We start from the raw sequence: 2149 nt of genomic DNA, 5'->3' as shown, positions 1-2149 counted from the left end.
CGAAGACCTGAAACCCTTGATCTACAAGCTTCTCAAGCAGACGTCGATCCAGGAACTCATGCCAACTTTGGTCCGGAAAGGCTAGGAATTACCTTTTTCTTTAGCCCATGCTGTCTTATCGCATCTGAAATATCCCCGCATCTGGGGGCACAGTTGGGGGCACTGGCCGGATGTGGCCAAGTGGATGCCCCCAGATGCCCCTCTCCGATGTCAGGCGGCGTCGTTGTTTTCGACTGGGCCAGCTACCGCGGGCGAGCCCAAGCGGGGCTGTGAAGCCGGTATCGGAGAAGCCGGCCCGCTTTATCCGCGAGTACGACGAGCAGGAGATGTGCCCTGCAGTCGGTCGCTGAGGTCGCTGGCAGGAGGCGTGGGATGAACGGCTCCGTGATGATGGTCACGCCGCGTCTGTTCGGCGCGGATGCGGTGCCGGCAGGGTGCGGCGGTTGGCCCAAAAGCTGGCGGCCGAGGCCATGCCCCGCGTCCCGGGAAGGCATGCCAGCCGGTAATGCGCTGCATGGTGTTGGCGGCGTGGCCCAATGTCAGTGCGCGTCGTCGCTGTTCCAAACCGACGGTAGCTATTCCAAAAATACCGACGCTATGGAACACTCGGTGCATGACGCATCCCGCGGCCATCGCTAAGGCATTGATCCAGCAGAAGGGCGTGGTGCGCTCGCGTGAGCTGGTGGATGCTGGCGTCGCCCGGGCGCAACTGTCACGCCTAGTCGCCAAGGGCGATCTGATCCGGCTGGCGCGCGGGGTTTACACCGTGCCAAGGGTAGCCCTTGCTGGGACCGAGGAAGGAGTCCTAGTGGTGGCCGAGCGAATCCCGGAGGCGCGCCTATGCCTGCTAACAGCCCTGCGCCTGCATGGCCTGACCACGCAGGCGCCGTTCGAGGTCTGGGTGGCCATCGGCAACAAGGACCGGCCGCCGCGGCTGGACTGGCCCCCGCTGAAGGTGGTTCGTTTTTCGGGTGAAGCGCTAACGGCAGGGCTGGAATCACACGCCGTCAGAAACAGGCAGGTGCGCGTCACCAACGTCGCCAAGACGGTGGCGGACTGCTTCAAGTTCCGCAGCCTGGTCGGCCTGGACGTCGCCATCGAGGCCCTGCGCGAGGCTCTGCGCGCGCGCGCTGCCAGCGTGGACGAACTCTGGAAGTACGCGGCCATCTGCCGCGTCAGCAAGATCATGCGGCCCTACCTGGAGGCGCTGGCATGAACGGTCGGATGCCCACCGTCAGCCGGACCGCCTCCATTCGCCAGCGCCTCCTGGATCTGGCGCGGGCGCGCGGCGAAGAGTTCCAGCTTGTGCTCGACCGCTTCGCCGTGGAGCGGCTGCTGTATCGCCTGTCGGTCTCGCCGCACCGCGACCAGTTCCTGCTCAAGGGCGCGCTGCTGTTTGCCCTATGGTTCGATGCGCCACACCGGCCCACGCGGGACGCCGATCTGCTTGGCTTCGGACCGGCCGACGGCGCGCGGTTGCATGCCGTCATCACCGAGCTGTGCGCGATCGATTCCGATGACGGCCTGCGGTTCGAGCTGGGCTCGATCCAGATAGAGCCCATCCGCGAGGAGACCGCCTGCGAAGGGCTGCGTGCCCGTCTGGTGGCGTTTCTGGGCGGCGCCCGCTGCCATGTGCAGTGGGATGTCGGTTTTGGCGATGCGGTGACGCCGGGCCCGCAGGACATGGACTATCCGGTGATGCTGGACGGGTTCCAGCCGCCGCGCCTGCGCGTGTATCCCCGCGAGACCGTCTTCGCCGAGAAGCTGGAGGCCATCGCCACCCTGGGGATTGCCAACAGCCGGATGAAGGACTACTTCGACCTGCTGGCGCTACTGCGCGAGCAGGCGATGGAGTCCGCCACCTTGGCCGATGCCATCCGCGCGACCTTCCAGCGCCGCGGCACCGCGCCGCCCGAGGGCGTGCCGTTCGGCCTGACCGACGCCTTTGCCACCGATGCGCAGAAGCAGTCCCAGTGGGCTGCCTTCCTGCGCCGCAACCGGCTGACCGCCCCGGCGCTTGCCGCGGTGGTGGCGGAACTCCGGGCCTTTTTCATTGGGTAATTCCTAGCCTTTCCGGACCAAAGTTGGCATGAGTTCCTGGATCGACGTCTGCTTGAGAAGCTTGTAGATCAAGGGTTTCAGGTCTTCG

2 protein-coding genes are annotated in these 2149 nt (G+C 65.6%); both read left to right on the top strand.

Annotation, left to right across the window (positions count from 1 at the left end; all coding sequences use genetic code 11):
* The first annotated feature begins 613 nt into the window (after positions 1 to 613).
* Positions 614 to 1216 carry a type IV toxin-antitoxin system AbiEi family antitoxin domain-containing protein gene (locus EDC34_RS12140; protein ID WP_114961136.1) on the top strand — a complete coding sequence of 201 codons (603 nt, stop codon included), beginning with the start codon at positions 614 to 616 and terminating at the stop codon, positions 1214 to 1216.
* A gap of 8 nt (positions 1217 to 1224) precedes the next feature.
* Positions 1225 to 2061, top strand: a complete 837-nt coding sequence (locus EDC34_RS12135; RefSeq protein ID WP_114961135.1) for a nucleotidyl transferase AbiEii/AbiGii toxin family protein — start codon at positions 1225 to 1227, stop codon at positions 2059 to 2061.
* Positions 2062 to 2149 lie beyond the last annotated feature (88 nt).

Origin of the sequence: Thermomonas haemolytica, from assembly GCF_004346265.1 — a bacterium.
GTDB lineage: Bacteria > Pseudomonadota > Gammaproteobacteria > Xanthomonadales > Xanthomonadaceae > Thermomonas > Thermomonas haemolytica.
Note: the sequence above shows the minus strand (reverse complement) of the source record. Positions and strands in the feature narration are given on the sequence as shown.

Coding starts and splice junctions, on each gene's coding strand:
- EDC34_RS12140 (WP_114961136.1), top strand. CDS start 614: ATGACGCATCCCGCGGCCATCGCTAAGGCATTGATCCAGCAGAAGGGC.
- EDC34_RS12135 (WP_114961135.1), top strand. CDS start 1,225: ATGCCCACCGTCAGCCGGACCGCCTCCATTCGCCAGCGCCTCCTGGAT.